The sequence below is a fragment of the Buttiauxella sp. AC038 genome (assembly GCF_979253565.1).
Genome location: NZ_CEEDCQ010000001.1, coordinates 936237 through 962597, shown reverse-complemented (window position 1 = coordinate 962597; position 26361 = coordinate 936237). Strand labels below are relative to the sequence as shown.

The 26361-nt window shown below is 49.6% G+C and carries 18 protein-coding genes, 4 tRNA genes and 1 pseudogene; 11 read left to right on the top strand and 12 right to left on the bottom strand.

Annotated features, from left to right (window positions below):
* Nucleotides 1-34: 34 nt before the first annotated feature.
* Nucleotides 35-1333: an HAAAP family serine/threonine permease gene (locus AC0IXI_RS04495; RefSeq protein WP_134184453.1), complete on the top strand. Its 1299-nt coding sequence runs from the start codon at nucleotides 35-37 to the stop codon at nucleotides 1331-1333.
* 66 nt (nucleotides 1334-1399) lie between these two features.
* On the top strand, nucleotides 1400-2764 hold the full coding sequence (locus AC0IXI_RS04490) for an L-serine ammonia-lyase (protein WP_134184455.1): 1365 nt from the start codon (nucleotides 1400-1402) through the stop codon (nucleotides 2762-2764).
* A 181-nt stretch (nucleotides 2765-2945) separates the two neighbouring features.
* On the opposite strand, the gene kduI is transcribed toward AC0IXI_RS04490, so the two are convergent.
* On the bottom strand, nucleotides 2946-3782 hold the full coding sequence (gene kduI, locus AC0IXI_RS04485; RefSeq protein ID WP_151993272.1) for a 5-dehydro-4-deoxy-D-glucuronate isomerase: 837 nt from the start codon (nucleotides 3780-3782) through the stop codon (nucleotides 2946-2948).
* A gap of 408 nt (nucleotides 3783-4190) precedes the next feature.
* Here kduI and kdgT point away from each other — a divergent pair, with 408 nt between their 5' ends.
* Nucleotides 4191-5186 carry a 2-keto-3-deoxygluconate transporter gene (kdgT, locus tag AC0IXI_RS04480; protein ID WP_134184460.1) on the top strand — a complete coding sequence of 332 codons (996 nt, stop codon included), beginning with the start codon at nucleotides 4191-4193 and terminating at the stop codon, nucleotides 5184-5186.
* A 52-nt stretch (nucleotides 5187-5238) separates the two neighbouring features.
* Here kdgT and AC0IXI_RS04475 read toward each other — a convergent pair whose 3' ends face one another.
* Nucleotides 5239-6423, bottom strand: a complete 1185-nt coding sequence (locus AC0IXI_RS04475; protein ID WP_134184462.1) for an aminotransferase-like domain-containing protein — start codon at nucleotides 6421-6423, stop codon at nucleotides 5239-5241.
* Between the two features lie 186 nt (nucleotides 6424-6609).
* Here AC0IXI_RS04475 and xni point away from each other — a divergent pair, with 186 nt between their 5' ends.
* Nucleotides 6610-7380, top strand: coding sequence for a flap endonuclease Xni (xni, locus tag AC0IXI_RS04470; RefSeq protein WP_134184464.1), 771 nt, complete (start codon nucleotides 6610-6612; stop codon nucleotides 7378-7380).
* A 41-nt stretch (nucleotides 7381-7421) separates the two neighbouring features.
* Here xni and rlmM read toward each other — a convergent pair whose 3' ends face one another.
* From rlmM to AC0IXI_RS04450, 4 genes and pseudogenes are all read right to left on the bottom strand, one after another.
* A complete protein-coding gene (gene rlmM / locus AC0IXI_RS04465) occupies nucleotides 7422-8522 on the bottom strand; it encodes a 23S rRNA (cytidine(2498)-2'-O)-methyltransferase RlmM (protein ID WP_064513393.1) in 1101 nt (366 codons plus the stop codon).
* Nucleotides 8515-8909 (bottom strand): annotated as a pseudogene (locus AC0IXI_RS04460) (DUF423 domain-containing protein). Before AC0IXI_RS04460 ends, rlmM begins: the two are co-directional and overlap by 8 nt.
* A gap of 49 nt (nucleotides 8910-8958) precedes the next feature.
* Nucleotides 8959-9876 (bottom strand): glycine cleavage system transcriptional regulator GcvA, encoded by a 918-nt coding sequence (gene gcvA / locus AC0IXI_RS04455; protein WP_064513397.1) that lies wholly within the window; start codon nucleotides 9874-9876, stop codon nucleotides 8959-8961.
* 369 nt (nucleotides 9877-10245) lie between these two features.
* Nucleotides 10246-10473, bottom strand: a complete 228-nt coding sequence (locus tag AC0IXI_RS04450) for a YgdI/YgdR family lipoprotein (protein ID WP_034457528.1) — start codon at nucleotides 10471-10473, stop codon at nucleotides 10246-10248.
* A 203-nt stretch (nucleotides 10474-10676) separates the two neighbouring features.
* Between AC0IXI_RS04450 and csdA the strand changes: the two genes are divergently transcribed.
* Nucleotides 10677-11882 (top strand): cysteine desulfurase CsdA, encoded by a 1206-nt coding sequence (gene csdA, locus AC0IXI_RS04445; protein WP_064513398.1) that lies wholly within the window; start codon nucleotides 10677-10679, stop codon nucleotides 11880-11882.
* Nucleotides 11883-12323: a cysteine desulfurase sulfur acceptor subunit CsdE gene (gene csdE / locus AC0IXI_RS04440; RefSeq protein ID WP_422569073.1), complete on the top strand. Its 441-nt coding sequence runs from the start codon at nucleotides 11883-11885 to the stop codon at nucleotides 12321-12323.
* Here the strand turns inward: csdE and tcdA are convergent.
* Together tcdA and mltA are read right to left on the bottom strand one after the other, a co-directional pair.
* Entirely contained in the window at nucleotides 12314-13123 is an 810-nt protein-coding gene (gene tcdA / locus AC0IXI_RS04435; RefSeq protein ID WP_424221663.1) for a tRNA cyclic N6-threonylcarbamoyladenosine(37) synthase TcdA, read from the bottom strand. The two genes, csdE and tcdA, sit on opposite strands and share 10 nt — an antisense overlap.
* An 81-nt stretch (nucleotides 13124-13204) precedes the next feature.
* Entirely contained in the window at nucleotides 13205-14305 is a 1101-nt protein-coding gene (gene mltA, locus AC0IXI_RS04430) for a murein transglycosylase A (protein WP_064513405.1), read from the bottom strand.
* Between the two features lie 232 nt (nucleotides 14306-14537).
* Here mltA and AC0IXI_RS04425 point away from each other — a divergent pair.
* The 4 genes from AC0IXI_RS04425 (at nucleotide 14538) to AC0IXI_RS04410 (ending at nucleotide 15030) form a co-directional block, all read left to right on the top strand.
* Nucleotides 14538-14614: transfer RNA gene (locus tag AC0IXI_RS04425), tRNA-Met, on the top strand.
* A 62-nt stretch (nucleotides 14615-14676) separates the two neighbouring features.
* A tRNA-Met gene (locus tag AC0IXI_RS04420) sits at nucleotides 14677-14753 on the top strand.
* Between the two features lie 62 nt (nucleotides 14754-14815).
* Nucleotides 14816-14892 (top strand) — tRNA-Met (locus tag AC0IXI_RS04415).
* A 61-nt stretch (nucleotides 14893-14953) separates the two neighbouring features.
* A tRNA-Met gene (locus AC0IXI_RS04410) sits at nucleotides 14954-15030 on the top strand.
* Nucleotides 15031-15149: 119 nt separating this feature from the next.
* Here AC0IXI_RS04410 and amiC read toward each other — a convergent pair.
* The gene (gene amiC / locus AC0IXI_RS04405) at nucleotides 15150-16406 is read right to left on the bottom strand and encodes an N-acetylmuramoyl-L-alanine amidase AmiC (protein ID WP_064560626.1); all 1257 of its coding nucleotides are present in this window, start codon (nucleotides 16404-16406) and stop codon (nucleotides 15150-15152) included.
* 234 nt (nucleotides 16407-16640) lie between these two features.
* Here amiC and argA point away from each other — a divergent pair, with 234 nt between their 5' ends.
* On the top strand, nucleotides 16641-17972 hold the full coding sequence (gene argA / locus AC0IXI_RS04400) for an amino-acid N-acetyltransferase (protein WP_064513409.1): 1332 nt from the start codon (nucleotides 16641-16643) through the stop codon (nucleotides 17970-17972).
* A gap of 24 nt (nucleotides 17973-17996) precedes the next feature.
* Here argA and recD read toward each other — a convergent pair whose 3' ends face one another.
* The 3 genes from recD to ptrA are packed head-to-tail and all read right to left on the bottom strand — an operon-like array spanning nucleotide 17997 to nucleotide 26304.
* Nucleotides 17997-19832, bottom strand: coding sequence for an exodeoxyribonuclease V subunit alpha (gene recD / locus AC0IXI_RS04395; protein WP_471681979.1), 1836 nt, complete (start codon nucleotides 19830-19832; stop codon nucleotides 17997-17999).
* Nucleotides 19829-23371: an exodeoxyribonuclease V subunit beta gene (recB, locus tag AC0IXI_RS04390; RefSeq protein ID WP_471681978.1), complete on the bottom strand. Its 3543-nt coding sequence runs from the start codon at nucleotides 23369-23371 to the stop codon at nucleotides 19829-19831. The genes recD and recB overlap by 4 nt, the downstream gene beginning before the upstream one ends.
* 44 nt (nucleotides 23372-23415) lie before the next feature.
* The gene (gene ptrA, locus AC0IXI_RS04385; RefSeq protein WP_471681977.1) at nucleotides 23416-26304 is read right to left on the bottom strand and encodes a pitrilysin; all 2889 of its coding nucleotides are present in this window, start codon (nucleotides 26302-26304) and stop codon (nucleotides 23416-23418) included.
* Nucleotides 26305-26361: the final 57 nt, after the last annotated feature.

Here is a 26361-nt window from a genome sequence, read left to right as displayed (position 1 = left end):
TTTCGAATCATATGTTCCTTTGGAGAAGTAGTAGATGGAAACCACTCAAACCGGCAGTATTGCCTCTGTCGAGAGCAAAAGTTCGTGGCGCAAGTCCGATACCATGTGGATGCTGGGGCTGTACGGTACAGCAATCGGTGCAGGCGTGTTGTTCTTGCCAATTAATGCCGGTGTAGGCGGTCTGATCCCGCTGTTCATTATGGCAATCCTCGCGTTCCCGATGACGTTCTTTGCCCATCGTGGTCTGACTCGTTTCGTGCTGTCAGGTAAAAATCCTGGCGAAGACATTACTGAAGTTGTAGAAGAGCACTTTGGCGTTGGCGCAGGTAAAGTAATCACCCTGCTCTACTTCTTTGCTATCTACCCAATTTTGCTGGTTTATAGCGTTGCTATCACCAACACCGTTGATAGCTTTATTACTCACCAATTGGGTCTGGTTTCTCCGCCGCGCGCGCTGTTATCTCTGATTCTGATCGTTGGCCTGATGACTATCGTTCGTTTCGGCGAGCAGATGATCGTTAAAGCAATGAGTATTTTGGTCTTCCCATTCGTTGCCGCTCTGATGGTTCTGGCTCTGTATCTGATCCCTAACTGGAGCAGCGCGGCATTCGATACCATGTCATTTAGCGCAAGCCCGGCAACCGGGAGCGGTTTGTGGATGACACTGTGGCTGGCAATTCCGGTAATGGTGTTCTCCTTTAACCACTCACCAATCATCTCTGCCTTCGCTGTAGCGAAACGTAACGAGTATGGTGAAGAAGCAGAGAAAAAATGCTCCCGCATCCTGTCCTACGCACACATCATGATGGTTATTACCGTGATGTTCTTCGTATTCAGCTGCGTACTGAGCCTTTCTCCAGAGAACCTGGCCGAAGCAAAAGCACAGAACATCTCTATTCTGTCTTACCTGGCTAACCACTTTAATGCGCCAGTGATTGCGTGGATGGCACCGATTATCGCTATCGTCGCTATCACCAAATCCTTCCTCGGCCACTATTTAGGTGCTCGTGAAGGCTTCAATGGGATGGTTATCAAGTCCCTGCGCGGCAAAGGCAAGAGCATCGAAATTAGTAAGCTGAACCGCATTACTGCAATCTTCATGCTGGTATCGACATGGATTGTCGCCACCCTGAACCCAAGCATTCTGGGCATGATTGAAACTCTCGGCGGCCCAATCATTGCAATGATTCTGTTCCTGATGCCGATGTATGCGATTCAGAAAGTACCAGCGATGCGCAAATATAGCGGTCATATCAGCAATGTATTTGTGGTGATTATGGGTCTAGTCGCTATTTCTGCTATCTCTTACTCTCTATACTCGCTGTTCATCTAACAGTTCTAAACCGCCAGCTTCCTGTTGGCGGTTTTTTCATTAAGTTATTCAGGCAACGGACGCAACATGATTAGCGTATTCGATATTTTCAAAATCGGTATTGGCCCTTCCAGTTCCCATACCGTCGGCCCGATGAAAGCCGGTAAGCAATTCGCAGACGATTTAATCGCGCAAGGGATTTTGCAGAACGTCACGCGTGTAGTGGTTGATGTATATGGTTCACTTTCCCTCACCGGCAAAGGCCACCATACTGATATCGCCATTATCATGGGACTGGCTGGCAACATGCCAGACACTGTCGATATCGATGCTATCCCTCACTTCATTCAGGACGTGAATACTCACGGTCGTCTGTTACTGGCTAACGGCCAGCGTGAAGTGGAATTCCCGGTCGATAGCTGCATGAACTTCCACGAAGATAATCTTTCACTGCATGAAAACGGTATGCGTATTACTGCGCTTGCGGGCAGCGAGGTTATCTATAGCCAAACTTATTACTCCATCGGCGGCGGTTTTATCGTTGATGAAGCGCATTTTGGCCTCGAAGATAGCCAAAAAGTTACCGTGCCGTATCCCTATAAAAGTGCGGCGGATTTGCAGCGTCATTGCAAAGAGAGTGGGCTTTCCCTGTCTGGCCTGATGATGCTCAACGAACGCGCGCTGCGCACTCAGTCTGAAATCGACACCCACTTTGCAAACATCTGGGATGTGATGCGCAGCGGTATCGAACGTGGTATCACCACCGAAGGCGTGCTGCCGGGCAAAATGCGTGTGCCACGCCGCGCAGCAGCATTGCGCAGAATGTTGGTCAGCAGTGACAAGAACAACTCTGATCCAATGGCTGTTGTGGACTGGATTAACATGTTCGCCCTGGCGGTGAACGAAGAGAATGCTGCCGGTGGGCGTGTTGTTACAGCTCCGACTAACGGCGCATGCGGCATCGTTCCAGCAGTTTTGGCCTATTACGACAAATTCATTCGCGAAGTTAATACCAACTCTTGCGCACGATACTTCCTCGCTGCCGGTGCAATTGGTTCTCTGTATAAGATGAACGCATCAATTTCAGGTGCAGAAGTCGGTTGCCAGGGCGAGGTCGGCGTTGCCTGTTCTATGGCCGCGGCAGGTCTTGCTGAACTGTTGGGTGGTAGCCCAAGTCAGGTGTGTATTGCTGCGGAAATCGGCATGGAGCATAACCTTGGTCTGACATGCGACCCGGTTGCCGGGCAAGTTCAGGTGCCATGCATTGAGCGTAATGCTATTGCGGCGGTGAAAGCGGTGAATGCGGCACGTATGGCATTACGCCGTACAAGCGAACCTCGTGTCTGCCTCGATAAGGTTATCGACACCATGTACGAAACAGGCAAAGACATGAACGCCAAATATCGAGAAACTTCTCGCGGCGGGCTGGCCATGAAAGTGTCCTGCGATTAATACCAAAAAGGCTCTCATCTGAGAGCCTTTTTTAATGGCGGTTTTATATCCAGGCGACCCTCTAAATAATTCGCGTTGCAGAAAGGCGGTGAGTAAGGGAATCCCAATGAGCTTACTCTAGTAAGTGATTTGGGTGACCGAGTGAAACCAACACATCTGCAACGTGAAGTATGACGAGGGTTTAGCGCAAGTCGCCCACTTTCACATGGTCCATATCATCAAACACTTGGTTCTCGCCAACCATACCCCAGATAAAGGTATACGCACGGGTACCCACACCTGAGTGAATTGACCAGCTTGGTGAGATCACAGCTTGCTCGTTTTGCATCACAATGTGACGAGTTTCTTGCGGCTGGCCCATCATGTGGAATACGCAGCTATCCTGCTCAAGTCCAAAGTAGAAATAGACTTCCATACGACGTTCGTGAGTATGGCAAGGCATAGTGTTCCACAGGTTGCCGGGTTCCAGTTGGGTCAGACCCATGCTCAGTTGGCAGGTTTCCAGTACATCCGGAACGAAGTACTTGTTGATGGTACGACGGTTACTGGTAACGCTGTCGCCCAGAGTAACCGGAGAAACATCCGCAGGCGTTACGCGCTTAGTTGGGTAAGTAGTATGAGCCGGTGCGCAGTTATAGTAGAAGCGTGCTGGGTTTGCCGGATCAATGCTTGCAAACACCACTTCTTTAGCACCTTTACCAACATACAGACCATCACGAGCGCCAATTTCGTAGCAAGTCCCATCGACAGTAATTGTGCCCTGCCCACCAATGTTAATCACACCCAGCTCACGACGTTCCAGGAAGTAGCTCACACCTAACTGTTTGCCCACTTCACCGCCAACACTCACAGTGCGAGTTACTGGCATGACACCACCAACAATGATGCGGTCAATGTGGCTGTAGGTCATGGTGTACTCATCGGCGGTAAAAATAGTTTCAATCAGAAACTCTTTACGCAGACCGGCAGTATCCAGTGTTTTTGCATGATCACTATGAATGCTTTGACGAATATCCATTACTTTTCCTTACTGGGAATAAGAGGCGGAAACAAAATCACGCCCGTTACTATTAATAATAATTTAGCAATTAAAATAGAGTTATTCACAATAGCTCTACATTTAACTGCACCACATAGACAGTTTATCACCAGAATAAATAAATAATGTGATCCAAATTGAAATATCGTTTCAATTTGATTGAAGTGCAGTTCCAATCGGTGGATAGTTTATCTCACGAAGCGTTACCTGGCAGATTGGCCGTGGTAACTAGCTCTATAACGTTTATGAAACTGCCATTAAGAGCAAATAGCATCTCTGACCCAACATACTAATTAATCAGGGAAAACAAACGGTTTTCGCCGCTAACTGTTAAGTCATTTTTTCATTAACACGCTGTAATTGATGAAAAAATCATAAGGAATTACCATGAAGATCAAAGCTACTATTGAACGCATTCCTGGTGGGATGATGTTGGTTCCATTGATACTTGGAGCTATTTTAAATACTTTTGCTCCAGATACTGGCGCCTATTTTGGTTCATTTACTAAAGGGATGATAAGCGGCACCGTTCCAATTCTGGCGGTCTGGTTCTTCTGTATTGGTGCCTCAATTGATCTTCGTGCTACAGGTACGGTTCTTCGCAAGTCTGGCACCCTGGTACTAACCAAAATTGCAGTTGCCTGGGTTGTGGCAATGATTGCAGCATCCTTTATTCCTGAAGGTGGTATTCAGACAGGTATGTTTGCAGGTTTGTCGGTTCTGGCCCTCGTTTCTGCGATGGACATGACAAACGGTGGCCTGTATGCGAGCCTGATGAACCAGTACGGGACTAAAGAAGAGTCAGGTGCATTTGTCCTGATGTCTCTGGAATCTGGCCCACTGATGACCATGGTGATTCTGGGTTCCGCAGGTCTGGCTTCATTTGAACCTCACCACTTTATCGGTGCCGTGCTGCCATTCCTGATTGGTTTTGCGTTGGGTAACCTTGATCACGATTTCCGTACTTTCTTCAGCAAAGCAACGCCAGTACTGATTCCGTTCTTCGGCTTTGCGCTGGGTAACACCATCAACCTGACCGTGATTATGCACACTGGTCTGCTCGGTGTGCTTTTGGGTGTCGCGGTAATCATTATCACCGGTATTCCACTGATTCTGGCTGATAAATACATTGGTGGCGGCAACGGTACAGCGGGTATTGCAGCATCTTCCGCAGCAGGAGCTGCAGTGGCAAACCCGGTTATCATTGCGCAAATCAACCCTGCATTTGAGCCAGTTGCCGCATCAGCAACAGCCCTGGTTGCAGCAAGCGTGATTGTGACCGCCATTCTGGTGCCAATTATTACCGCACTGTACTCAAAACGTATGGGTGGCACGGTCGTTAAAAAGAGCGAAACAGATGATGTGGTTGAGCTTTCACATTAATAGTTAAAATACTTAATACAAAAATGGAGCCTTTCGGCTCCATTTTTACATCTTACAGCGCAGATTTAAGTCGCTGAACGGCCTCATAAAGCTGCTCTTCAGTGGCTGTTGCGTAAGAGAAACGTAGCGTTTTCTTATCAGCATTATCACTAAAGAAGAACTCACCAGGTACATACACGACACCTTTTTCCAGGGTCTGCTGTAACCAACGAGTAGTGTCAAATTCGTAGCGGAAAGCGGCCCACAAGAACATCCCACCCTGCGGCTGATTGAAGGTGATGTGCTCACCGAGTTCCTGTTGTAAAAACGTCGACAAGCTCAGACACTTCTTCTTATACGCTTCACGAATAAGTTCGATTTGCGGATTCAGGCGATCAAGTGTCAGATACGCCGACACCAGAGATTGCGTAAATGAGTTAGCGTGCAAATCCGTGGCTTGTTTAATGATGGCCACTTTTTGCTTCATCCACTCTGGCAAAACAATCCAACCTACGCGCAGCCCTGGTGCCAGAATCTTAGAAAATGTTGATGTATAGACTACGTTATCTTTGCTGCCACGTTCAGTAGCCACTTGCAGCAAGGTTTTTTCACGCGTGTCAGAGAAACTAATAGCCCCGTACGGATCATCTTCAACAATGACAAAATGGTGCTCTTCTGCCAGTTTGACCAGTTTTTCACGGCGGCTGGCACTGAGTGTTGTGCCGCTTGGGTTGCCAAATGTCGGAACGATGTAGACACCTTTAATGCGTGTTGTCTTCAGCAATTCTTCCAGTTCATCGACGATCATACCGTGCTCGTCGCTGCCCACTGATTTCACATTAGCTTCATTGAGGTTGAGGATTTGCAGCGTCGCCAGATAAGTTGGGCGCTCAACAACAAACACATCACCCGGATTCACCAACGCACGCATCAGCAAATCCAATGCTTGCTGCGAACCCGAAGTGATCAGAAGTTGATCAGGCGTAGTGGTAATGCCGCGTTCCTGACACAATCCAACTAGCTGATGACGTAATTCAACATTGCCTTCAGTCAAACCATATTGGAAAGCATCGTTAAAATTCTCAGCGACCACTTTTTGAGTCGCGACACCTAGCCCTTCGGTATCAAACAATTCGCTGGAAGGAATGCCTCCGGCGAGCGAAATCACGCCAGGCATTTTGCTGTGCTTCAATAATTCTCTGATTGCTGACGGTTGTAGAGCCTGAATACGATGTGCGAGGTGTGAACTATTACTCATGTTGTTGTCTCTGGTTTTTCTATTTATTAAAAATATACATAGCAACCTAACTAGTTAGCAATGCATTTTCAGATCAATAAATACGACTTTTATTGCGAGCCGCTTTCCTGATTGCGCTTGCCGAATTCGCGGTCACTCTACAGAAATGTTAGTGTGTACAAAGCAAATGTCGAAAGCGAAATACTCATGATGATTCATTTACTTATCGTTGACGCCCTGAACCTGATACGTCGTATTCATGCGGTCCAGGGATCACCCTGCGTTGAAACTTGTCTGCATGCCCTTGATGCGCTGATAACACACAGTCAGCCTACGCATGCGGTCGCCGTGTTTGACGACGAAGACCGTCGTGAAGGTTGGCGACATCAGGTCTTGCCTGACTATAAAGCGGGGCGCGCACCAATGCCAGATACCTTGCACCAAGAAATGCCACTCTTGCGGGAAGCCTTCGCTAAAAGAGGTGTGGCTTGTTGGCATTCTCAGGGAAATGAAGCAGATGACCTGGCGGCAACTCTTGCAGTAAAAATAGCAGCCGGTGGGCATCGCGCCACCATCGTTTCGACCGATAAAGGTTTTTGCCAACTATTAGCGCCCACGATTCAAATCCGTGATTATTTTCAAAAGCGCTGGTTAGATGCGCCTTTTATTGCACAGGAATATGGCGTTCAGCCTGAACAGCTGGCTGATTTTTGGGGACTTGCAGGGATAAGCAGCAGCAAAATTTCCGGCGTTCCGGGTATTGGACCGAAAAGTGCCACGCAGCTAATCAATCAATTTTCCACACTGGAAGCGCTGTACGAAAGGCTGGATGAAGTGCCAGAAAAATGGCGTAAGAAATTAGAGCAGCATCGGGAAATAGCGTTTATTAGCCGCCAGGTTGCGCAGCTACAAACAGATTTGGTGCTTGACGGGAATTTACAGCAGTTACGCTTGCCGGGTGGGACACCCCCACCATAGCCCCCTCCATCAGGAGAGGGTTGGGATGAGGGGCGAATTTATTATCTTTCGTCGCGACGACCACCGACAGCCGCCCACATACGGCGCACGTGTACGGTTACTTCTTCACGGTCGTGGTACAACTGGCGAGCCTGAATCTCAGCGCTGATACCATGTTCCGCCAGTTTTTCATGAATCAATGCCAGGTTTTGCGACACTTCTTCATAGCGCTTCTTCATTGGCAGCTTGAGGTTGAAAATGGTTTCACGGCACCAGCCATTAATTAACCACGTAGCCATCAGATTTGCCACTTTCGCCGGTTTCTCAACCATGTCACAAACCATCCAGGAGATGTTGTTGCGGCTTGGCTTATATTTGAAACCATCTTCCTGCAACCAGGTCACTTGCCCTGTATCCATAAGGCTTTGCGCCATCGGACCATTATCAACAGAACAAACCCACATGTTGCGTTGCGTTAATTGGTAAGTCCAACCGCCTGGACAGGCTCCAAGGTCAACGGCATGCATCCCGTTTGCCAGACGTTCGTCCCACTCATCAGCCGGAATGAAAGTATGGAAAGCCTCTTCCAGTTTCAAGGTTGAACGGCTTGGCGCCTCCGAAGGCAATTTCAGACGTTGGATGCCCATATAGAAAGGCGAGTTATTGTTGCTATAGGAATAGCCGGTATAACAACAGCCTGGCGCGATAAAGAACACATGCACAACCGGGCGTTTTGGCGTTTCGTAATTGGTGAGAATCCCCGCTTCACGCAGGCTCGCACGCAATGGCACCGTTAACTTACGGCAGAACTTCATCAGTTCTTTGCTTTCATTGGTGTCGGCAACTTCAACGCGCAGATCGCCGCCTTTTTCCACGACACCAGTCAGCATTCCAGTGATTGGTGTAATACGATCGTCGGTTGGAAGATCTTTAAGCAGTTCACCGGCAACAATCATCTGACGAGCAAAGATCAAATCTTTAAATGGCAGCTCACGCGCCAGCTTATCGGCGTCATCTTGCTGATAACATTCGTAAATAACATAACCGCTGTTTTCTTTAACACGAGCAAAACCAAAAATGTCGCGTTGACTGGCTTTATCGGTAATCTCCGCCGCGCACTCTTTCTCAAAGCCTTGTCGGCAATACAAAATAACTTTATTCATGGCTTACGCCCCTACGTTTCAGGCGCATTGCACCAATCAACATCAATATCCAACCGGCCAGAAAACTGATTCCACCGACGGGGTAACAAACGCCCAAAGGCGTAAATGAGACAGCGCCAGACAATAAAGGCTGCCGCTAAATAGAACTGTACCGAGCGCCATAAATACGCTGCTCCAGTAAAACCAGATGCTGATCCGACGCTGCATAGCAACCGCCAGACCAAAAATCGCTAATGTGTGAAAAGCCTGATATTCAAGGCCGGTTTGAATCCAGCCCATCTCCACAACACCAAGCGTTTTGCTCAAAATGTGAGCCCCGAAGGCCCCGAGAGCAACAAAGATAAAACCGCTAATTGCGGTAAAAATCAGCATGAAACGGCTGGTCATGGTGTAACCCTAAAGTAAGGCGTAGCGGCATGGCTACGCGATGGTTTGCTTATTGATCGTAGCGAAAACGGAATTTTTCTTGTTCGCTCGCTGTTTTCGCCAGAATCCACTGCCTGAAGGCCGCTATTTTACCCAGTTCTGCCTGGCTGTCATGACAAACAAGATAAAACGCGTTTTTACTCACCAGAACATCGTTGAATGGGCAAACTAAGCGGCCCGCTTCAAGCTCTGATTGCGCCATAACATTATTCGCCAGCGCAATGCCTTGCCCGTGAATCGCAGCCTGTAACACCATCGCACTGTGGCTGAAGATAGGGCCTTGCTGCACATTAATATGGCTTACGCCTAATTGACGAGTATAGGTCTGCCAGTCACGACGAGAAGCATCATGCAGCAAAGTATGATGGGCTAAATCTTCAGGAGTTTTGATTGGTTTATCGCCCGTTAACAGCAAAGGCGAGCAGACCGGCAGCAAATATTCTGCATAAAGCTTTTCCACTCGCAAACCCGGCCAGTTTCCACGCCCGTAAAAAATCGCGACGTCGACATCATCAGAAAGTTTATCTTCCTGACGGTCAACAGCCTGAATTCGTACGTCGATTCCCGGATAAGCTGTATTAAAGCTAGTTAGGCGTGGCACAAGCCAGTGAATGGCAAAACTTGGCAGTAAACTGACCGTTAACGCACCTTTAGCACTACGCGCCTGAAGCTTACGCGTTGCTTCTGTCAGTTGCGTAAATATCTCTTTGATGTCCAGATAATAACTCTGCCCCTCTTCTGTCAGCAACAAAGAACGGTTGCGACGGCGGAACAGCTTAAGACCCAGAAAATCCTCCAGAGACTTAATCTGGTGGCTCACGGCGGCCTGTGTCACGAATAATTCATCAGCCGCTTTAGTAAAACTCAGGTGACGAGCAGCGGCGTCAAATACACGTAAGGCATTTAAAGGTGGCAAACGCTTGGACATAGTTGATTGGCTTAAATGTTAAAGTCTATTAACAAACAGGCGAACTTAGTTAACCTATTAGTTTTTTTATCTGAGCCATTATAAATTGTCCGTTGAGGATGCACCAGCAAATACCTATAGTGGCGTCACTTCCTGAGCCGGAACGAAAAGTTATCTGAAATGCGTGTTTCGGAGGGCTTTTGGCTTACGGTTGTGATGTTGTGTTGTTGTGTTTGCAATTGGTCTGGCATTCCAGACCCCGGTAGCTAAGCTACCCCTTTTTCACTTCCTGTACATTTACCCTGTCTGTCCATAGTGATTAATGTAGCACCGCAAATTGCGGTGCTTTTTTTGCCTGTAGTTTGAACAACTGCAATTCGAGCAAAAAGATTACTGATCCAGTTCAACCATCTCTTTCACATCAGTACGATTAATCTGCTGCTTGTTGCCGTTGGCATCTTTATACGAAATCATCCCGGTTTCATCATCAGTTTTCGGTTTGCCATCGGACACAATGGTACGGCCATCGTTGGTGTGCATTACGTAATTCGGGCTAGAACATCCTGAAAGACCAAAAGCCATAACACCTACAAATACTGCTGCGGCTGCCTTGTTCATATTCTTCTCCTTAGTAGCGTTTAATGCTGATTAACTGTAAAAAATTTAGTGGGTGAAATACTCACCTAACATTAATTAGCATAACTCTCTTTCACGAGCTTGCCAGTTTATGCAGATTTATGCAGATTATTCCGAAGGTCATTGATCCCTTGTGTGATTAAAGCAAATGCGCCACGATCTACGGATTGGATACGAGGAAAATCATGAAAACTTTTAATCCTGCCCAGTTTCGCAGCCAGTTTCCGGCACTCGCAGATGCCGGTGTTTATCTCGATAGCGCCGCTACCACACTCAAGCCCCTTGCCGTTATTGAAGCGACTGAGCAGTTTTATAGCCTTAGCGCCGGTAATGTTCATCGCAGCCAGTTTGCGGCGGCACAGCGCCTTACAGAACGCTATGAAGCCGCCCGTGACAGCGTCGCGGCTCTACTCAACGCTCCTTCAGGCAAAGATATTGTCTGGACGCGTGGCACAACCGAAGCGATAAACCTGGTAGCACAGTGTTATGCACGCCCTCGCCTGCAACCTGGTGATGAAATTATTGTTAGCGAAGCCGAACACCACGCTAACTTTGTGCCATGGTTAATGGTTGCCGAGCAAACGGGTGCGAAGGTCATTAAGTTGCCGCTTGGCAAAGATTACCTCGCTGATTTAAGCAAACTGCCAGAGTTACTCAATGAGCGGACCAAAATTCTGGCATTAGGGCAGATGTCCAACGTCACAGGCGGCTGCCCGGACCTGGTTAAGGCCATCACGCTGGCTCATGCCGCGGGTGCCGTAGTCATGGTCGATGGCGCACAAGGCGTGGTGCATTGCCCGCCTGACGTACAAGCGCTGGATATCGATTTTTATGCCTTCTCTGCCCACAAACTTTATGGCCCAACCGGCATCGGTGCGCTATACGGTAAAAGCGAGCTGTTAGAAGAAATGTCGCCATGGCTTGGCGGCGGCAAGATGATCACCCATGTCTCGTTTGAAGGGTTTAAAACGCAGCCGGTGCCGTATCGCTTTGAAGCCGGTACGCCAAATGTGGCGGGAGTGATTGGCCTGAGTGCAGCACTCGAGTGGCTTGAAACGGTTGATTTAACAGAAGCAGAAACTTATAGCCGGGGGCTTGCAACACTAGCGGAAGCGCAGCTGGCTAAGCGCTCTGGTTTTCGCAGTTTCCGCTGCCAGGACTCAAGCCTACTGGCGTTCGATTTCGAGGGCGTTCACCACAATGACATGGTCACATTGATGGCAGAAGCCGGTATTTCACTACGCGCCGGGCAACACTGTGCTCAGCCGTTGCTCGCAGCATTAGGGGTGAGCGGGACACTGCGCGCCTCTTTTGCGCCGTACAATACACAAAGCGATGTAGATGCGTTGGTTAAAGCCATCGACAATGCGCTGGAAATTTTGGTGGATTAAATGACAAGTGGATTCCTGGCCGGTCACCCTTTTGGCACCTCAATCACCGCTGACAGCCTGCGAGCTACATTTGCGCCGTTACAGCAGTGGGAAGATAAATACCGCCAGCTAATCCTGTTAGGGAAACAGCTTCCGGCACTGCCCGCAGACTTAAAAAATGATGAAATCGAAATCGCAGGCTGTGAAAACCGCGTCTGGTTGGGTCATAACCTTCAGGCAAATGGCACGCTGCATTTCTTTGGTGATAGCGAAGGGCGAATCGTTCGGGGTTTGCTGGCGGTGTTACTCACCGCCATTGAAGGGAAAACGGCGGCACAATTGCGGAATGAAGATCCGCTTGCTCTGTTTGATGATCTTGGCCTGCGCAACCAGTTAAGTGCTTCACGCAGCAGCGGGCTTGCGTCATTAGCGCAAGCCGTGCGCGCTGCGGCTCAGGCCTGATTACGCGCCGCTTTTGCCATCATTTTCTTTAATACATGGGACACCGCCACGAAACCAAAGCTGGCGGTGACCATGGTTGCCGCACCAAAACCGGATGCACAATCCATGCGTTTCGGGCCTTCGGCGGTACTTTTCATCCCACATACCGAGCCATCAGCCTGCGGATAAACCAACGCTTCGGTGGAAAACACGCAATCAATTCCGAGCTTTCCTTTGCTGTTCTTCACCACGCCAAAATCGCTTTTTAATCTTTCACGCAGTTTTGCCGCTAATGGATCCTGAATCGTTTTCGCCAGATCGGTCACCTGGATCTGTGTCGGATCAATTTGGCCGCCCGCTCCACCCGTGGTCACCAACGGGATCTTGTAACGCCGGCAATAAGCTATCAAGGCGGCTTTTGGGCGCACACTATCAATCGCATCAATCACGTAGCTAAAGCCCTGGTTGAGCAGCTGCGCGGTGTTGTCAGCGGTAATAAAATCATCCACTACCGTGACACGGCACTCCGGGTTAATTTCGCGGATACGCGCCGCCATCACTTCTGCCTTGGACTGCCCTACCGTAGCCCTCAAAGCGTGGATCTGACGGTTAGTGTTCGTCACACAAACATCGTCCATGTCGATAAGCGTAATTGCACCGATACCGGTACGAGCCAGCGCTTCTGCCGCCCACGACCCCACGCCACCAATGCCAATCACGCAAACATGCGCATCAGCGAACAGTTGCAGAGCATCGCGGCCGTACAAACGAGCAGTACCACCAAAGCGTTGCAGCCAGGCGTCGGTCAAAACTACAGACATTACGTTATCCTCGGAAAATCTTTGCGGGTGTTATTGCAGATATAGATGACAGGCTGATTATACAGCCCGTCTGCGGGAAGATTAACCCGTGAATACACTGTTAGTCGTGCCCGGCGCATTTTTCAGCACCCAAACGCGACCGTAATGGTTGTACCAACCCGCACGGTGACCGGCATCAGCCCCAATCCCCTGGTAGATATCAAAGTGCTGCCCTTTAATCGCACCGCCAACATCCAGCGCAACCATGACGCGCAATTCATATTGCCCGCTGAATTTGCCGTTGTTATCCAGTAACGGGACTTCTGCCAGAATAGTGGTGCCCGCAGGAATAATAGAACGGTCAGATGCAACAGAGGCACGGCCAATCAACGGCACAGCACTCGCCCCTTTCACTGGCGCGAAGCTTGCTGGTTTAAAGAAGACGAAAGAGGGGTTCTGCTCAAGCAGTTCCTGCACTTGCGCCGGGCTGTGGGTTTCTCCCCAGTGGCGAATCGCCTGCATCGACATATCTTCTTTCTTTACTTCACCGCGGTCGATGAGCACCTTGCCGATACTGCGGTAGGCGTGGCCGTTCTTACCCGAGTAACCAAAGAAGGTTAATGGCTGGCCGTCGCCGAAATCGATATAGCCGCTACCCTGCACATCCATAATGAAGTTATCCATTAAGGAGTTGCTGTAAGCAATGATATAGCTGTCGCTCAAAGCACCACTGTAGATCTCAGCACGAGACGGTAAGCGCCCACGCTTTGGCGGCATACGGTAGATAGGATACTGGAACTCGCCCTGGCGGGTGTAACGCGCCTGTACCACAGGTGTGTAGTAGCCGGTGAATTGCACGTTACCGTAGTTGTCTGCACCCTCCATCTGCCAGGCATCAATACCGTACTGGCTTAGCTTGCTGGTGTCGCCACCGGCACGTAGCCACTGCTGCACGGCACCGTAAACATCGCTCTTGCTATTATAGAGGCGCGGAGACGCAGAACGAATCTGGTTAACTTGTTCAGCAAAGTCGCCACCGTTAATCGGTGCACCCACCGCATCGGGGCGGTTGACGAGTGAAAAAGGCTGAGAAAACTTCCCGTCCTTATATTGCTGGCCTTTATCTGTCGGTTTTGAGGAACAGCCCGCCAGAATGGCAACCATTACCCCAGTTACAATGTACTTCGTCCAACGTCCTATCATTACTTCCTCGCCCTGATTATATTTCGCGCCTGGCCCGGGATACTTCAAGTATGCAGCCACGGGAAGATAGCAAACACCAGGCAAGAATTAAACGTGTTGGACCCCACACAGACCAGATGTGTTCACTATCTGTACTTAAAGTAAATTATTATCAGCTACATGTGACAAATCGGGCATTTATTAAAAAAAGGTTGCATCAAAAGCCGGGCAGAGTATAGTGCGCTTCCACGGACGCGGGGTGGAGCAGCCTGGTAGCTCGTCGGGCTCATAACCCGAAGGTCGTCAGTTCAAATCTGGCCCCCGCAACCAATTAAAAAGTCGCTGAGTTTAGCGCGGTGGTGAAAACCATTTGCAGTAAGTAGTTATACGGACGCGGGGTGGAGCAGCCTGGTAGCTCGTCGGGCTCATAACCCGAAGGTCGTCAGTTCAAATCTGGCCCCCGCAACCAACTACAAAGTCGCTGAGTTTAGCGCAGTGGTGAAAACCATTAGCAGTAAATAGTTATACGGACGCGGGGTGGAGCAGCCTGGTAGCTCGTCGGGCTCATAACCCGAAGGTCGTCAGTTCAAATCTGGCCCCCGCAACCAACTAAGTCGCTGAGTTTCGCGCAATGATGAAAGTCATTTGGGTACTAAAGAAGTTTACGGACGCGGGGTGGAGCAGCCTGGTAGCTCGTCGGGCTCATAACCCGAAGGTCGTCAGTTCAAATCTGGCCCCCGCAACCAATATTAAAAGCACTCTCAGGAGTGCTTTTTTTGTATCTGCAATTCGCTCACACAGTTCTACTATCCTCTAAATAATTCGAGCGCAGCCAACTCAGCCGCGGCTCGAAGTATGACGGGGATTAACCGAGCCGCGCTAATCGCGCACTATCCGCAAAATAAGCCTTTATACCTGCCAGAATAGACTCGGCCACTTCCTGCTGGAATGTCGCGGTTCGCAGCTTGCGCTCTTCCTCAACATTACTCAAAAAGGCAGTTTCTACCAGAATGGATGGAATATCCGGAGCTTTCAGAACCGCAAACCCCGCCTGATCGACGCTGTTTTTATGCAGTTTGTTCACCTTCCCTAACCGGGCCAGCACTTCTTTGCCGAACTTAAGGCTATCGTTGATGGTCAACGACTGCACCATATCAAACATCGTATGGTCGAGGTAACGATCGCCACTCTTACTGACGCCACCGATTAAGTCGGCGGCGTTTTGCGTTTGGGCGAGGAATTTAGCGGCGGTACTGGTCGCGCCTTTGGTTGAGAGCGCAAAAACGGAGGATCCGCGAGCAGCCCCCGTGGTAAACGCATCAGCATGAATAGAAACAAACAGATCGGCACGCTGCTTCTGTGCCTTCGCGACCCTGACTTTTAACGGGATAAACACATCCTCATTGCGGGTCATGTAGGCTTTCATATTCGCTTCTTTATCAATCAGCGCTTTCAGGCGGCGAGCAATCTGCAGAACGATATCTTTTTCGCGCGTTTTGTTCGGCCCAATCGCACCGGGATCTTCCCCACCGTGGCCGGGATCTAGCATGATAACAATTGGCCGGTCACGCCCGGCTTTACCCGGTTGCGGCCCTTGTTCTGGCGACGGCGGCTTGTCTTTATCCAGCTTGCCGTTGTTGTAATCTTCCAGCAATGCCAACAGCGGATCTTGCTCGCTATTCATATTCGCTGGATACAAATCCATCACTAGACGCTCTTTAAATTCAGCTACCGGGGCCAGTCCAAACAGATGTGGTGTGACGTTCTGTTTGAGTTCAAAAACCATGCGCACGGTTTGCGGGTCAAACTGCCCGACACGCGCAGATTTGATGAAGGGATCGTCAGCACGAATCTGGCCACCAATGCCTTTCAATACTGAATTTAAATTCACACCTTCGATGTCGACAACGACGCGATCCGGGTTGCTCAATGCGAACTGCTTATATTTAAGCTCTTTGTTCGATTCCAGCGTGACACGAGTGTAAGACGAAGCGGGCCAGACACGCACCGCAACGACCAGGCTTGAAGCTGCAAGACCGACCTGGCTGACACTCAAAAGCCACATAGCACCTGCTCCCTGGAGCAACCGGCGCCGAGTTATTAATGGACTGGAATCTGACATAGCTCTCCTGAGCGGTGTATTTCCGGGAATCGAATAATCAATTTTATTTTTTGAGCCGAAAACTTTAACGAAACAGGCCCGGGCTGTCACTCATTAAAGGGTAAACATTCGCAATCAAGCACCTGGCAGGCTGAATTCAGAAATATTCGCTTTGTGGAAATTGCCGCTTGCACCGGAGGCAATAAAAGAATAAAAATACAGAAATTACGAATAATCATGCAATGAGGTCTGGCCGTGGTGAAGGAACGTAGAACCGAACTGGTACAGGGATTCCGCCATTCTGTTCCCTATATAAATGCCCATCGGGGAAAAACGTTTGTCATTATGCTTGGCGGCGAAGCCATCGAACACGAGAACTTTTCCAGTATCGTTAATGATATTGGGCTGCTGCACAGCTTGGGGATTCGTCTGGTGGTGGTGTACGGCGCACGCCCACAGATTGATGCCAATCTGGCTTCGCATAATCATGAGCCTATCTATCATAAACATACGCGTGTTACGGATGCAAAAACGCTGGAGCTGGTAAAGCAAGCGGCCGGTTTATTGCAGCTGGATATTACCGCGCGTTTGTCCATGAGCCTTGGCAACACGCCTTTGCAGGGCGCACATATCAACGTGGTCAGCGGTAACTTTATTATCGCGCAGCCATTGGGCGTGGATGATGGCGTGGATTACTGCCACAGCGGACGCGTGCGTCGTATCGACGAAGAAGCTATTCACCGCCAGCTTGATAACGGTGCAATCGTGCTGATGGGCCCGGTTGCGGTATCGGTCACGGGTGAAAGTTTCAACCTCACTTCAGAAGAGATTGCCACCCAACTGGCAGTCAAACTGAAAGCCGAAAAAATGATTGGCTTCTGCTCTTCTCAGGGTGTTATCGACGACAACGGCAATATTGTCTCCGAACTGTTCCCTAACGATGCGCAAAAACGTATTGAAGAACTCGAAGAAGCCGGTGATTACCACTCCGGCACCGTGCGTTTCTTACGGGGTGCTTTGAAAGCCTGTCGTAGCGGTGTGCGTCGCAGCCATTTAATTAGTTACCAGGAAGATGGCGCACTGTTGCAGGAGCTTTTCTCCCGCGACGGGATCGGTACACAAATTGTTATGGAGAGTGCGGAGCAAATTCGTCGCGCTACCATTAACGATATCGGCGGTATTCTGGAGTTGATTCGCCCTCTTGAACAACAAGGGATTCTGGTACGCCGCTCGCGTGAGCAACTGGAAATGGAGATCGACAAGTTCACCATTATTCAGCGCGACAATCTGACTATCGCCTGTGCAGCACTCTATCCATTCCTTGAAGAAGGGATTGGCGAAATGGCCTGCGTAGCAGTTCACCCTGACTATCGCAGTTCATCGCGCGGTGAAGTGCTGCTGCAACGTATTGCCACGCAAGCCCGCCAAATGGGACTGAGCAAGCTGTTCGTGCTGACCACCCGTAGCATTCACTGGTTCCAGGAACGCGGATTTATGCCGGTCGATGTTGAGCTGCTGCCTGAAAGTAAAAAAGAGATGTACAACTATCAACGCCGTTCGAAAGTGCTGATGGCGGATTTAGCCTAACCAATAAGCTAGCCCTTTCCAGGGCTAGCTAAAACTCTCCATCAATCCGCTGCGTCTTTCTGTCTTCGTCACAATTGCCTTTTCCAGAACCCGATCATCGGCATACAAAGATAGCCTGCTTCGAGCACGAGTGATGGCGGTATAGACCAGTTCACGCGTAACCACAGCGGTATACTGATTTGGCAGAACAAGGGCGGCGTGATCAAATTCCGACCCCTGGGATTTGTGCACCGTCATAGCATAGGCGGTGTCATGCCCTGGTAAACGGCTCGGCTGCACTGATTTTATTGTGCCATCCGGCATCGGGAACCAGACGCGTAGCCCCTCGCCTCTGTCTAACGCGATACCAATATCACCGTTGAATAGGCCTAACGAGCTGTCGTTACGCGAAACCATAATTGGCCTGCCGTTATACCATCTTGAAGCGGCCTGATTTGGCCGCTCAATGAGCCTTTTTTGAATCAGCGCGAGTTCGATTCTATTGTTCAGGCCACTGACGCCAAACGGGCCATCACGTAATGCACACAACAACTGATAACGCCCGAAAGCTTCAATAATAGCTGCAGGTTCTGCGTGATTGCGTATTAACTCCAGATACGGCCGATACCCATCCACTGCATCAGCAATCATCAACGCGTAGTCTTTAGTTTCGCACAATGGCTGCTTTGTGATATCGCCAAAACCTTTAGCAAACACCACTTTAGCCTGTTTCACATCGCTTGCATTAACAGCATAGGCCAACTGCCCAATCCCTGATTTGCTATCAAAACGGTAGCTTTTTTGCAGCAAGCAAAGCCCGTCACGCAGCACACTGGCTTCTGTTCCTTCACCTGTTACCAGTGAGTAACCCGTCAGTCGACTTAATTCGGCCGCACGAACAGGAGAATATCCGTGTGTTACATAATGGCAAATATCCCCGAGCACAGCCCCCGCTTCCACCGATGCCAGTTGATCGCGGTCGCCTAAGAAAATGATCCGCGCGTGTGCTGGCAACGCATGAATCAGCTTTGCCATCATTGGCAAATCCACCATTGAGGCTTCATCTACCACCAGCACATCAAGATGCAATGGGTTCCCTGCGTGATATCGCAGACGTTGGCTGTTAGGTTGTGCGCCCAATAAGCGGTGCAAGGTACAAGCATCGCTAGGCAACGAGGCTTTTTGCGCATCATCCAACGGCAAACGCCGTAGAGCGGAACCTAAGGATTCGGTTAAACGTGCAGCAGCTTTACCTGTTGGAGCCGCCAGTTGGATACGCAAAGGTTTTGCGTCCGACAGCTGAACCAGTGCTGCGAGCAATTTGGCCACCGTAGTGGTTTTCCCGGTTCCTGGCCCACCAGAAATCACTGAAATACGTCGTGTCAGTGCCACGGCCGCAGCAACCTTTTGCCAGTCGATATCGGCTGTTGGCTCAAAGAGTTGATTTAATACACGGATAATCTGCGTTTCATCAAGTGGGATTACGCAGTTCTCTTCACCAAAAAACCGCGCGACAGACTGTTCGTTTTGCCACATCCGGTTGAGGTACAAGCGCTCGCCAATTAATTTCAGCGGTGTTGCCCCTTCATACTCACTTACCGCATCAGATGCCAATAGCAGCTCGTACCAATTGGCGTTGATACCAATCACAGCGAAAAGTTGCTCAGCAAAATCAGGTTGCCGCCCGGCAAAACAGAACTCCGGCTTTAAACGCGAAAGTGGGATACACACATGCCCTTCACCCGCATCGTGGCTGACAAGTGCCGCTGCCAGCATGACTGCGGGCTGCTCGTCACTGGAAATCATCATGGCGAATTGTGCATCCAATGCGCGCAACAATTTTTGCTCGACTGCCTGCTGTAGCAACTCAGACATTTTCATGGCGTAACCTCGTCCGTTTGCCCGGCAAACAATGCGTCCATCTGCTCAATTAATTGTACAGAAGGGCGTGTTGTAAATATTCCCTGGGACGAGCCATTGCTTTCAACACCCCGTAAAAACAGATAAATAACACCACCAAAATGCCTTTGGTAATCGTAGTCAGGCATACGGTGGCGCAAATAGCGGTGCAGAGCCAACGTATATAACTGATATTGCAGGTCGTAACGATGGGATTGCATCGCACCCGCCATCGCTTCCTGGGTATAAGCACTGCTGTCTTCACCCAGCCAGTTGGATTTATAATCCAGCAGGTAGTAACGCTCTTGCCAGCGGAAAACCAGGTCAATAAACCCTTTCAACATGCCACGCACTTGTTTGAAATTCAGCGGAGGGCAGCCCGCAGAGAGCGGATCGTATTCCCGCACCAGCTTATCCAGATGCGCAGCCTGCAAATCACTTTCAATTGGCAGATAAAATTCCAGCTCGACCTGTTTTTCCTGTGGCGTTAACTGGTTAAGCGACACGCCCGAATCATTGAGCGGAACCTGCAAAATGGCCTTTAACCACTGCGTTAACACGGGTAGCCACTCTTCAGCAAAACCTTGCTCTGTGAGTTGCTTTGCAACCCATATATCGTCAATCGGCTGAGTAAAATCAATGCCTTCGAATAAGCTATGCAAAAATGTGCCCGGCCCCGCACCGCGTGGGAAGCTATGCGGAGTTAGTGATGGCTCACTTTGCACTGGCGCTACACCTGCAGCGTCCACATCTAATCGAGGTAATAGATCCAGTACCTGGCTGCTGCCATGCTGCTGCAATCCGGAATAACTGGTCACGCGCCAATTATCAGCAACCTGCCTTTTCATCACTCTGGCACTCAGTTCCGGGATTGCGGTACTGACAGGCTGCCACGGGCTATAGTCTTCCGAGTGAGGTTCTTCGACGCTAATCGACTCACTGACCAGTTCCTGCAAACATGCCTGTAAACCGGCAGCATCTTTCGCTTCACCTTTTTGCAGCAGATACCCCAACGCGCCCAGATGCAGATCGCTGGCCCCTTTTTTGGCTCGGTTCCCTTTAAATAACGGAGCGACACCCAGGCTGCAATGCCAGATTGAACGAGTCAGAGCCACGTACAGCAAACGTAAATCCTCTGCCAGGCGCTCTTCTTCCGCAAGGCTCAGGCTTTCTTCATCGTCGCTTAAATCCAGCAACGGCGAGAATGTTGAACGGTCATGGTACAGACCACTGTTTTGCGCCCGATAGTTGGCGATGAATGGCAACCAGACCAATGGGTACTCAAGCCCTTTTGATTTATGGATAGTGACAACCTGAACCAAATGCTTGTCGCTTTCGAGACGTAATTGTTGGCTGTAGGCGTTGCTATCAGGTTCTGCGACCTGCTGTGCCAACCATCGAACCAGAGCATGTTCACTGTCAGTTTGCGCTGCTTCTTCTTGTAGCAATTCGCTGATGTGTAAAATGTCGGTAAGACGCCTTTCACCTCCCGGCGTTGCCAACAAGTTTTCAGCAACCTGCCGACGAGCAATCAGCGCCCGCAGCATCGGCATGACGCCCCGGCGCAGCCAGGTTTGGCGATATTCAGAAAACTCTTCAACCAACTGATCCCAGGCATTTTCATCGTTATTCAGCGCCTCAATCATTTGCGCATCAAGGCCAAGCATACTGGTCGCAACCGCACTTCTCAGTGCTGTTTCAATTTCAGGGGCAAGTACAGCCTGCAGGATCCACAAAATCTCTCGCGCTTCAGGCGTTGCAAAAACCGAGTCACGATTTGAAAGGTAAACAGAGGGAATATTGAGCGCGCTCAAAGCCTCCCGAACAATTGAAGCTTCACCGCGACTACGAACCAAAATAGTGATGTCTGATGACTGTACCGGGCGAGATACCTCACCTTTCCACAATAGAGCCTCACCGCGCTGCCCGGCAGTCAGCCAGTCTCGAATCTGCTGCGCACACTGCATGGCCATGATTTGTTGGTAATCACTCACACCGCAACCGTCACCCGACTGTGCCCAGAGCGACATAGCCGCCTGGTTCTTCCCTTTGAAAGTAAAACGCAGTCCACTGTTTTTCTCAGCCGCTTTGACCGCTAAGAATGGGATTTGCTGGAATAAGAAAGGGTTACTCAGTTGCTGAAACAGAGTATTCACGCTGTTTATCATTGCAGGGGATGAACGCCAGTTAGTGTCCAGCGTGTAGTGGGCACTTACCTCATGACGAGCTTTCATGTAGGTAAAAATATCCGCCCCGCGGAACGCATAAATCGCCTGTTTCGGGTCACCAATAAGCAATAACGCAGTACCCGGCTGGTTGATGTACAGCCGCCTGAAGATGCGATATTGCTGAGGATCGGTATCCTGGAATTCATCTATCATTGCCGCCGGGAAACGCCCACGAATGGCGGCTGCCAGGGCGTCGCCACCCGGCTTATGCAGAGCTTCATCCAGCCGGGTCAACATATCGTCGAAACCCAGCTCACCGCGACGGCGTTTTTCTTGCTGCACGGTATAGCGGATTTCAGCCATAGCACGCGCGATAACTAAATCACGCAGTGTTAGCGGCTCACCCAATAAATCGTTAATCGCTCTGAAAACAGGATGCTGCGGCGGTTGGCCTTCTTTGGTTTTCTCGTCGAGCATCGACTGAGAGAAACGCTCCAGTTGGTCAGGCAATTTATAAGTTGTGGTTTCTGTCTGAGCCCATGTGCCAACAATATTCAGCCAATTAGGTAGGTTTTTACTGCTGTAACTACGGCGGTCTATCTTCGCCACACTTAGGAGTTGCGCAATTTCATCCGCGCAAGCACACCATTGCGCTTTCACATCTTCAATGGCGTTAATTATTTTCTGATGCCGTGCAAGTAGCGTTTCATCATCAGCTGGCGGCTGTTTAAGTACCGGTTGTTCACCTTGCAACCAGCTGTTTATGTCTCTGAGAAGTTCTTCCGGGCCAGCCCACTCCTCTGCCATAACCTGCGCGACCGGTTTAGGAAGTGGGTAACAATGGCGACGCCAAAAGTCAGCACAGGCATTACGACGCAGCCGTGATTCATCTTCAATGAGTTGTTGCTCAAACAGCATGCCTGATTCGAAGGCATTAAGGCTGAGCATTCGCTGGCAAAAACCATGGATAGTGAAAATGGCCGCTTCGTCCATTTGCTGTTCTGCAAGGCGCAAAACTTGGGCAGCCTGGTGAAGGTCAGGGATTTCTGTGAGCAGTTTTTGGAACAAGGGATTGTCAGTGCGCTTACGTACGCAGGCGATACGCAGTTCATGAATATTGGCGCGAATACGGCCGCGGAGCTCTTCAGTCGCCGCCTGAGTAAAGGTTACGACCAATAATTCTTCAACTGAGAGTGGCCGGGGATGGGCATTTTCCCCACCCAGGCCAAGCAGCAAACGCAGATAGAGTGCCGCAATGGTAAATGTCTTTCCGGTACCGGCAGAGGCTTCAATCAACCGCTCTCCCGTCAGAGGTAAACTTAGGGGGTCAAGCGGCTGAGTGATTCCGGTCATTATTATACCTATTGTCTTTCAAGTTGCAGGTGCCGTGGCCGCCATTACTTAGCGTCTACACGCGGCAATGATTGCTGCAGAGTGCTGACCTCCTTCCAGGTTTTCCAGCCTTTCGGAGTGGCATAATCTGACTTGCCATTGTGGCTACCAGAAACTTGCGACAGTACAGCTATTCCCTGTGGTTCAATCACTGCCTGATGGAAGAAATCAGCCAGTTTTCGCGGCGTCAGTTTTTTAATTTCGGCGACTACTTTATCACGCGAATCAAAATCCAGGTTTCCGCGATCGAAATCTTTGCTCAGTTGTGAGGCCTCCTGTGACAAGGTCTGCGGTGCCTGCATAATTTCACTGATCATCCCCTGCTGCATTTGAGCAAAATCTTCAGCGCTCATCTCACGCAACTTCTGTTCAGCCGTTGGGTAAAACGCTTTAAAACGCTGGTACAAGTAGGCTGGTTGCTTATCGTTACTTTGCAGTAAGAAACCAATCCCCCACTGGCGGCCAACTGACATCGGGAAAGCAAACACCGCATAGCCCAGTTGCTCCTGGGTACGCAACTGGTTGTAGAACCACGGCTGAATGATTTGCCCCAACATTGAGCTGTAAGCAGTACTGACCGTTTCATCGAAACCTTTCGGTACATAAACTGCTGCCAGCGCGGAATCTGTGCTGCCTCCTGTTTTTTCAAACATCGCTAAATGTTTGCTATCAACAAGCACGTCTTTATTGCGGCACCACTCATTACCTTTGGTAGTCAGCTGGCTTTGTACGTTATGCGCAAGCTCTTTTGCCTGATCAGCAGACATATTGCCCAGAACTAAAAACTCAGGTTTAGCACCTGTTTTTAAAACTTCCCGGTAATCAAGCACGTCTTTTATCGTCAGAGCAGGCAGCAACGCGCGGCGCGTCTCACGCTGGAAATACGGCACCTGCGACACCATCTGCACCGGCATAATCGCCTGATCGTAAGCTTTGCCTTTGTCTGCCGAATCCATCATTTGGGCATACCATGACTTTGCCTGATCCAACTGCTCTTGAGTCGGTGTATAGGAGAAATAGCCTTTTAGCAGCGCTTCAAAAAGTTGCGGCAAACGTTGGGTGTAACCATTGGCATTAACCATCAAACCGCTGTTGGCATTAGTCGAGAAACCAATACCGCCAATCGAAGCCTGGTTGCTTAACTCGTCCAACGCGATGCCTGCCAGGTAGTCATTCAGGGCAAACAATACCTGGTTTTTCGCACTATCCATTGCCTGCGGGTTACGCAGCACCATCGTCACGTCAGCTTTCGGTTCGCTGGCAAAATAGTGGCTTGGCATATACAACACACGCAGACCGGGTTCTTTCACCAGTAATTCTGGGTGAGCATAGGTTTTGTCAGGTTTAACTAACGTAAAGTCATCCGGGATATACGGGTTCAATTGTGGCAATGCCAGTTTGATTGCTGCCGCTTTTTCCTGCCAGGTATTGAAGACTTGCGGTGTGATTTTATCGACCTGATAAGGCGCTTCTACAAAATAAGCCGTTTTGTTATGTGGCTCTTTCGGGCTGATATACCAGACACGTGCATTTTGCGGCGTCATCATATCCAGGCGTGCTTTAATAGCCGCTGGATCGTATTGATCGGCGATGTTGACAGCATCAAGTGTGTGCTCGACAGGCACGCGTAACATGGTGTCTGCTAACCATTCTACGTAATCCATATCACGGGTTATTGATGGATAACGGAAGTCGAGATCGAGAACATGGGCAAGCTCGTCGAAATAACTTTTATCGACGCCATTCTCACGCATTTTATTTAAGTAACTGAAAATAGCCGCAACCACATCATCACGCTGCGCGAGACCTTTATCAGTCAACGATACAGAGATAGCGAACACGCCACTATTGCCGTTAACTAACGGGTCGGAATCGGCACGGATGCTATCTGCCAGCCCCTGCTTTTGCAGCCAGTCAGAAAGTGTATTGTTGCTACGGTTGCCAATCAAATAGCCAATTAACTCATCAGTTTTGCTGCGGAATTTATCGCTATTATTGTCGATACGGAATTCAACACGCACCACTTTGCGAGGCAATGCGGGGACGTAATGAATTACGACTCCTTTTTGCGCATCCGTGACAACCGGCACATTAATAACTGGCCGTTCAATGTTTTTATTCGGCACCCGTCCATAGGTTTCCACAGCAATTTTTGCCAGTTCCGGCAATGGTTTATTACTGTAAATAACAGCCTTCATTAGGTTCGCAGAATAATATTTATCACGGAAAGCTACCAGGGCGTCCAGCAGCTTACTGCCTGGTTTGTCGCGCAGAGTTTCAAGGTTACCGCCGGAAAAACGCGAACCCGGATGTGCAGGGTTGATAGTTTCAGCACTAACTTGCGCCATACGCATACCGTCACGGGCGCGAGCTAAGGTCAGCTCAGCATTAACCGCATTACGTTCACGTTCGGCATATTCTGGGGCGAGATTTGGCTCAGCAATAGCATCAGACAAACGGTCAACTGCCCCTTCCAGCGCATCGTTTTCCACTTCGAGATAAAACGCAGTGCGGTAAGTTGCAGTACTGGCGTTATGGCTGCCACCATGCTTTTTGAGAAACTCTGACAGGCTATCCGGCTCCGGATATTTTTTAGAGCCCATCAGCGTCATATGTTCAAGATAGTGAGCCAAGCCAAGATGGTCGTTAGGATCTTCTAAAGATCCAACAGGAACAACCAACGCAGACAATGACTTAACAGCTTGCGGATCAGAAACCAGCAGGACTGTCATACCATTATCAAGACGTATAGCCTGATATTGACGGTTGTCTTTCTCACTTTTGCGGATAGTTTCCTGGATAGGTTGCCAACCCGTGTCTGCCTGACTTAATGGTGCCCAAATGGCAACTAACAACAAGAAAAGCGGTTTTAACCAGGTGCTGCATTTAGGCATTCACGAACCTCATAATCACGAAACTTCCTAACTCACTCATCATTAACAACTTTTAAA